Raw genomic sequence first — 7136 nt, 5'->3', positions numbered from 1 at the left:
GGCATCGCTTCGAAATCGGCGATGACGTCCAAGATCTCCTCGGGGCTGGCTTCGATGACTATTTCGCGGTTTTCTTTGATTGCCATGCCCGCACGATAGCGAAGTGACGACCCGCCGGACGCGGTTTCGACAGCGTACCGTCTTCTTCGTGACCGACTCCCCCAGCGATGCCGCCTACACCGTCGGCGACTACCTCCTGGACCGACTTGCCGAACTCGGCGTCACCGAGATCTTCGGCGTCCCCGGCGACTACAACCTGGAATTCCTGGACCACATCGTCGCCCATCCCAGTATTCGCTGGATAGGCAGCGCCAACGAACTCAACGCCGGCTATGCCGCCGACGGGTACGGGCGGCTGCGCGGAATGTCAGCTGTGGTAACCACTTTCGGCGTGGGCGAACTCTCGCTGGCCAACGCGATCGCGGGCAGCTATGCCGAGCACGTGCCGGTGGTGCATATCGTCGGGGGACCGTCCAAGGACGCCCAGGGCACCCGCCGGGCACTGCACCACTCGCTCGGTGACGGCGACTTCGAGCACTTCTTCCGGATCAGCCGCGAAATCACCTGCGCCCAAGCCAATCTCATGCCGGCCATGGCCTCCCGAGAAATAGACCGGGTACTGTCCGAGGTCCGTGAACAGAAGCGGCCCGGATACATACTGATGTCCACCGACGTGGCCCGCTTCCCCACCGAACCGCCTCGCGAGCCGCTGCCCCGCTACACCGGCGGCACCAGCCCGCGCGCGCTGTCGCTGTTCACCGAGGCAGCGGCCAAACTGATCGGCGACCACCAGTTGACCGTGCTGGCCGACCTGCTGGTGCATCGGTTGCGCGCGGTGCACGAACTCGAGGCGCTGCTGGCCGCCGACGTGGTGCCGCACGCGACGCTGATGTGGGGAAAGAGTCTGCTCGACGAGAGCTCGCCTAACTTCCTCGGCATCTACGCCGGGGCCGCCAGCGCCGAACCGGTGCGCACTGCGATCGAAGAGGCGCCGGTGCTGGTGACGGCCGGGGTGGTTTTCACCGATATGGTCAGCGGCTTCTTCAGCCAGCGGATTGACCCCGCCCGGACCATCGACATCGGGCAGTACCAGAGCAGCGTGGCCGACGAAGTCTTCGCCCCGCTGGAAATGGATGCGGCGCTTCGGGCGCTGACTACGATGCTGACCCGGCGCGGGATAACGTCACCGCCCGTCGCGCCGCCGGCCGACAGCCCGCCGCCGCCGACACCGGCGCGTGACGAACCGCTCACCCAACAGGTGTTGTGGGACCGGCTTTGCAACGCGCTCACGCCGGGAAACGTGGTGCTGGCCGATCAGGGGACGTCGTTTTACGGAATGGCTGACCATCGGTTGCCCCAGGGAGTCACCTTCATCGGTCAACCCTTATGGGGCTCAATCGGTTACACGCTGCCCGCGGCGGTCGGGGCCGCCGTGGCGCACCCGGAGCGCAGGGCGGTGTTGCTGATCGGCGACGGCGCAGCGCAACTGACCGTGCAGGAGCTGGGCACCTTCTCCCGCGAAGGGCTGTCGCCGGTCATCGTGGTGGTCAACAACGACGGCTATACGGTCGAGCGGGCGATCCACGGAAAGACGGCCCCCTACAACGACATTGCCAGCTGGAGCTGGACCGACCTCCCCAAAGCCCTTGGGGTGGCAAACCACCTGGCATTCCGGGCGGAAAACTACGGCGAACTCGATGACGCGCTCACCGCGGCCGCGGAGCATCGCGACCGCATGGTGCTGGTCGAAGTGGTGCTCCCGCAGTTCGAGATCCCGCCCCTGCTGGCCCAACTCGTCGGACCCATGGCACCGCCGGAATAACCGTTCAGACTTGGGATGCTCCGGTTTTGTTGCCCTCGATCGAGGACGTCAGGATCGCCCGCACGGTACGACGGCAGCGGCCGCAGTCGGCGCCGGCCCCGCAGGCCTGGGCGACGTCCTTGGTGGTCGATGCGCCCGCCGCGACGGCCTCGGTGACCATCTGACTGGTGATTCCGTTACACAGGCACACCCACATCGACCGATCCGATCAGTCCCGCTCAATGCGCATCATGTCGAGGTAGCGGCCGACGAACAGCGGCGGGTAGGCACCCACTCCGGCCCCGGACATCCATTGGGCCGCAGCGTCGGGATGCTCGATCCACTCCCGCGCGCTCTCCTCGTCGGGAAACTCCTGCAGGATCAACACTTCGTTGTGATCGTCAAAAGCCTGAAAGATCCACGTCTTTCGGATGCCGGCCGCGATGAACCTGTCCATCGCCGTGTGGACTCCTGAGATCAGCGTCCCGACGTTGTCGACGGACGCCATTGCGGCCACCACAACTCCGGGCGCCGTTGGCACCGAAGTCCTCGCCTGCGTACCCGCAACGATCTTGTCGACGATCGCGCCGGCGAACACCGCCGGGATGTCATCGACGCCGACGGCATCGAACCAGTCGAAGAAGATCCGCGAGCGCAGCAGCTCCACGATCGGCTCGGGAGTGTGCACCCCGATCATGACCAGCACGCGACCATAGTCATGCGTTGACGTATAGACCATTACATACTGGGCGCCGATGTCGGCGAGAGCCTTTTTGTTTCGCTCGAGCAGCGGCCACACCCGAGTCGGATCCGCGACGCGGTAGTCCGATGCGATCACCATCGACTGAATGATGCCGGTGCTCAACGCAGTTGGTCCTTCATCACTTTTCCGGTGGCATTCAACGGCAGCGCGTCGAGAAACTCGATGGATCTCGGCGCTTTGAATCCGGCCATCCGCTCTCGGCACCACTGGATCAAGTTCTCTTCGGATACAGGCGTTTTCGCTACCACAAAGGCCCTACCCACCTGGCCCAGACGCTCGTCGGCAACGCCGATCACCGCTGCCTGCGCGACCGCCGGGTGTTCGAGCAGGAACCCCTCGATCTCCGCCGGATAGGCGTTGAAACCGCCCACGATGAACATGTCCTTCTTACGTCCGTCAATCCTTAGCCGACCCGCCGCATCCAGCCTGCCCAGATCGCCGGTGTGCAACCATCCATCGTCATCGATCGCCTCCGCGGTGGCAATAGGGTCGTCGAGGTAACCCTGCATGACACTGTACCCACGGACCAGGACCTCGCCGTCGTCGGCGATGCGCACCTCCACCCCCTCGCAGGGCAGGCCCGCGGTGGTGGCCACGTCCTCGAAGGAATCTCCGGGCCGCGACAAGGTGACGTTGCCGGCCTCGGTGAGCCCGTAACCGGTCATCAATGTCTGGAATGGCAGTTCGCCATGGATGCGGCGGACCAGTTCGACGGGGATGTCGGCGGCGCCGGTCACGCCTGCCCGCAGTGTCGACAGTGTGGACTTGTCGCGCACCGTCAGCAACGAATGGTACAGCGTGGGCGGGCCGGGGAGCATCGTGATCCGTTCGCGTTCAACGAGATCCACCACCGTGTCAATGTCGAACACCGAGACCGGCAGCATCGTCGCACCGCGCAGGAAGGATGCGATGAGCCCCGCTTTCAAGCCGAACGTGTGGAAGTACGGGTTGATCATCAAATAGCGATCGCCGGCACGCAGATCCGCGAGGGTCGCCCATTCCTCGTACATCCGCAGCGTTTGGTGATGATTCATCATCGCGCCCTTCGGGCGGCCGGTCGTGCCCGAGGTGAAGATGATGTCCGAGATGTCGGTGCCGCTCACCGGACGCTCGAATGGGCCACCGGCGGCGAGGAAGTCGGATTTCAGATCGATGACCGGCGTACGCCCGAAGGGCTTCGAAGAGGACAGAGTGTAGTCCTGGCCCAGAAATCCCTTCTGCACCAGGACGGCCTTCGCCCCACTGCGGACGATGATGTCGTCCGCTTCTTCCGTCTTGAACCGGGTGTTGACCGGAACGAGCACACCGCCCGCGGCCAGCAGTCCGAACGCGGCGATAATCCACTCCGCGCAGTTGGGTGCCCAAATGGCGACCCGATCGCCCTTGTCGATCCCGAGGTCAGCGAAAGCGCCCGCAGCGCAGCGTATTCGCTCGACGAGTTCGGTGAAGGTGTAGCGCAGCGGACCATCCACGACCGCTTCCGCGTCGCCGAACCGGTCCGCCGCGCTCAAGACCATCTCGGGGATGGTCTGCCAGATCCGGCTAGACGTCACACCGTGACGAGCCGACCGAGGTTGCCGCCCATGATCTTCGCCTGGTCCTCGACGGACAGGTGCGCCAGCGCGTTGACGTAGAAGGTCGGCTCTGCCAGCCCTTCCGGGTGCGGCCAGTCCGAGCCGTACAGCACCCGATCCACGCCGACGAGGTTGACCAGATCGTCGATGCCATCCTCGAAGAACGGGCTCACATGGATGCGGTTCTTGACCATCTCGACGGGGTCGCTCGGGAAGACTTCCGGGGCCTTCCGGAAGACCTCGGCCAAGCCGTCCAGCAACGGCGTCATCCACTTCGAACCGGCCTCGACGATCGCCACCTTCAGCTTCGGGTGGCGGTAGAGCGCGCCGTGAATGACCCATGAGCCCACCGCGTCCTGGATCGGTCGCCACTCGTTGAGGATGCCCATCGCATTGGTCTGGAACGGCAGCATCTCCTGTTCGGCGCCGTCCCACTCGGAGGTGTACCGGGAGTAGCCGCTGTCGCTGGAGTGCATGCCGACCAGCACGTCGTGCTCGACGACCCGCTCCCAGAACGGGTCGAACTCGGGCACCGCGAACGACCGCGGGCCACGGAAGCCGGGAACGGGAGCCGGGCGGACCAGGATGCAGCGGGCCCCGCGCTTGACCGCCCATTCCAGCTCCTCGATCGCCTTATCGACGATCGGCAGGGTGATGACCGGGGTGGTGAAGATCCGGTTCTGGTAGTTGAAGCCCCAGACCTCGTCGAGCCATTCATTCAGCGCGTGGATCAGGACGTGGATGGCGACCGGGTCGTCGCGCAACCGTTCCTCGAGCAGGCTGGCCAGCGTCGGAAACATCAGCGTGCGGTCCAGCCCCAACTCGTTCATCTTCTCCAGGCGCGGGCCGGGCTCGAAGAACGCCGGGATCGCGCGCATCGGCTCGCCGAACAGCTCGCGCTTGGTCTTGCCGTCCGGGTTGCCGTACTTGAAGTACTCCTCCCAGGCGCCCGGCCGGGCGACGACCTCGAAGGTCGGGTTGGGAATGTAGTTGCTGATGTGGCCGCGGATCGCGATCTTCGTCCGCCCGTTGATCTGCACGTACTGGACGAAGTCCTTGTACTGCTTGGGCAGGAACTTGGTCAGCGCCTCCGGCGGCTCGTAGAGATGATTGTCCGCGTCAAAGATCGGGAACGGGACGTCCTCCCGATGCGACAACTGCCCCATGAAATCCTCCTTCGCAATTTTTGAGAATTGTATTCTCAACGGCAGCCTAGTTGCAACGTGTTTCCCGCCGACCCCGGTTCGGAGCCGTCAGCACGCCACGACGATTTTGAACGGGGCGGTAGCCGGTTCACCGGGTTTGTCGGTCCGGTAGCCGTTCGCAGTGCCGCTGATAACGAATTTGTCACCAGACATGCTCGCGTCAGCGTTGCCGTCGCCACCCTTGTAGTACATCCCGCTGAACCCACCCAGGTTCTGGATGTGCACAGACTCGGCTATCGCCGGTTGCCCGCTCTCGTCGATGACGACCTTGACTCGGGCAAAATCGCTGCCGATGTCGATCATCCGAGTCCACTCCACCTGATCGCACTTTACGATGTGGAAATCCCGCTCGTGACCGTTCACGGTCACTGATGCCGAGCCGGCGAGTTCGTTTGGTGGCCGCGACGTGCACGCCCCGAGCAGGGCAACGGTCAGTGCCGCAACGGCGGCCACGGTTCGGTTCTGCACCGGGTTGCCTCCATTCTGCTAGGAAAGTTCTTGGGCCTGCAGCGATGATGTTATTCTCGCGAAAAGAGAATGCCAATATCGGATTCTTGTCGAGGAGTGACAAGCAGCATGGTTGACCTGGAGATCGACGATGGGCTGGCGGTGCTAACCATCGATCGCCCCCACGCGCGCAACGCCATCGCGCCGGACACCATGGAACAGCTCGAGAAAGCGCTCGATGCGGCGGCCGGCGCCGCAGCGCTGGTGATCAAGGGCGCCGGAGAGCGCGCTTTCGTATCCGGTGGTGACCTCAAGGAGTTGAGCGCGCTGCGGACCGAAGAGGACGCCACAGCGATGGCACGGCGAATGCGATCTATCTGCGATAGGCTGGCAGATTTCCCCGCGCCAGTCATCGCCGCACTCAACGGACACGCGTTGGGCGGCGGCGCCGAAGTCGCTGTCGCCGCCGACATCAGGGTGGCGGCAGACGACATCAAGATTGCCTTTAACCAAGTGCACCTGGAGATCATGCCTGCCTGGGGCGGAGCCGAGCGACTGGCCGCGTTGGTCGGAAAGAGCAAGGCCCTGCTGTTAGCCGGTTCGGGAACCGCCCTTAGCGCGTTTGACGCCGAGCGGATCGGCTTGGTGGACCGGGTGTTGCCCCGCGACGTCTTCGACTCGCCCGACGAGGGATGGCGAGCCGTCGCGAGGTCGCTGGCCCGGCGCCCGGCGACGGAGATAAAGCGCGTAATCCGTGGAGTTTCTGCTGATGAGGCGATAGCATCCTTTGCGCGGCTATGGGTTGCGGACCCACACTGGGAGGCTGCAGAACGGGTCATGAACCGCAACGCCAAATCCCGTCTGGCGGCTGGAGGAGCGTGATGACCACCGGAGTGAAGACAGTGATGGGCGTCGGCTCCATCGTGTCGTTGGCTTGTCTCTTCGCGGCAGCGGGTGTGCTGGTGGGAAGCGGATCGGTACATGCCGACGACCCCGTCATGCATCACGTCAAGTACACGGTCAGCGCGCAGAAGCCGATCTACACCGATATCTATTACCTGGACCATGAGCCGGCTATTTTTTCTGAGTACAGCCACAACCCCTACTCGTTCACGCCGCACGTCGACATCGATATCGCGCCGGGCAAGCCATGGAGTTACGAGCTGGACCTCTCAAAACCCGACGTGTATGCGATGGTCGTGGCGAGCACGGGTACCGAACCCGGGGCGCCGAACCTTCATTGCGAGTTGGCGGTAGACGGAGTCGTCGTCGTATCCAAAGATGGGCCCAAAGGCGTGCTTTGCTCGCTGCGGAATTGGTGAACCACCCAGTTCGGTGGTACGCCC

8 protein-coding genes and 1 pseudogene are annotated in these 7136 nt (G+C 64.0%); 3 read left to right on the top strand and 6 right to left on the bottom strand.

The window, feature by feature from the left end:
* A pseudogene (locus VML93_RS35385) lies at positions 1-86 on the bottom strand (cyclase); the annotation flags it as partial.
* Positions 87-148: 62 nt separating this feature from the next.
* Between VML93_RS35385 and VML93_RS35380 the strand changes: the two are divergent.
* Positions 149-1822 (top strand): alpha-keto acid decarboxylase family protein, encoded by a 1674-nt coding sequence (locus VML93_RS35380; RefSeq protein WP_325618026.1) that lies wholly within the window; start codon positions 149-151, stop codon positions 1820-1822.
* A 4-nt stretch (positions 1823-1826) separates the two neighbouring features.
* Here VML93_RS35380 and VML93_RS35375 read toward each other — a convergent pair whose 3' ends face one another.
* From VML93_RS35375 to VML93_RS35355, 5 genes are all read right to left on the bottom strand, one after another.
* Positions 1827-2018: a (2Fe-2S)-binding protein gene (locus tag VML93_RS35375; RefSeq protein WP_325618024.1), complete on the bottom strand. Its 192-nt coding sequence runs from the start codon at positions 2016-2018 to the stop codon at positions 1827-1829.
* A 12-nt stretch (positions 2019-2030) separates the two neighbouring features.
* Positions 2031-2666: a fatty-acid--CoA ligase gene (locus VML93_RS35370; protein WP_325618021.1), complete on the bottom strand. Its 636-nt coding sequence runs from the start codon at positions 2664-2666 to the stop codon at positions 2031-2033.
* Positions 2663-4081 carry a FadD3 family acyl-CoA ligase gene (locus VML93_RS35365; protein WP_325618019.1) on the bottom strand — a complete coding sequence of 473 codons (1419 nt, stop codon included), beginning with the start codon at positions 4079-4081 and terminating at the stop codon, positions 2663-2665. The genes VML93_RS35370 and VML93_RS35365 overlap by 4 nt, the downstream gene beginning before the upstream one ends.
* Positions 4082-4113: 32 nt before the next feature.
* Positions 4114-5304 (bottom strand): amidohydrolase family protein, encoded by a 1191-nt coding sequence (locus VML93_RS35360; RefSeq protein WP_325618017.1) that lies wholly within the window; start codon positions 5302-5304, stop codon positions 4114-4116.
* Positions 5305-5391: 87 nt separating this feature from the next.
* The gene (locus tag VML93_RS35355) at positions 5392-5811 is read right to left on the bottom strand and encodes a lipoprotein LpqH (protein WP_325618015.1); all 420 of its coding nucleotides are present in this window, start codon (positions 5809-5811) and stop codon (positions 5392-5394) included.
* Positions 5812-5919: 108 nt separating this feature from the next.
* On the opposite strand from VML93_RS35355, the gene VML93_RS35350 reads away from it, so the two are divergent.
* The gene (locus tag VML93_RS35350; RefSeq protein ID WP_325618013.1) at positions 5920-6672 is read left to right on the top strand and encodes an enoyl-CoA hydratase/isomerase family protein; all 753 of its coding nucleotides are present in this window, start codon (positions 5920-5922) and stop codon (positions 6670-6672) included.
* Positions 6673-6746: 74 nt separating this feature from the next.
* A complete protein-coding gene (locus VML93_RS35345) occupies positions 6747-7112 on the top strand; it encodes a hypothetical protein (RefSeq protein WP_325618028.1) in 366 nt (121 codons plus the stop codon).
* Positions 7113-7136: the final 24 nt, after the last annotated feature.

The organism is Mycobacterium sp. (assembly GCF_035499775.1).
Taxonomy (GTDB): domain Bacteria; phylum Actinomycetota; class Actinomycetes; order Mycobacteriales; family Mycobacteriaceae; genus Mycobacterium.
The sequence above is the reverse complement of the archived record's forward strand: the minus strand, read 5'-3'. Positions and strand labels throughout refer to the sequence as shown.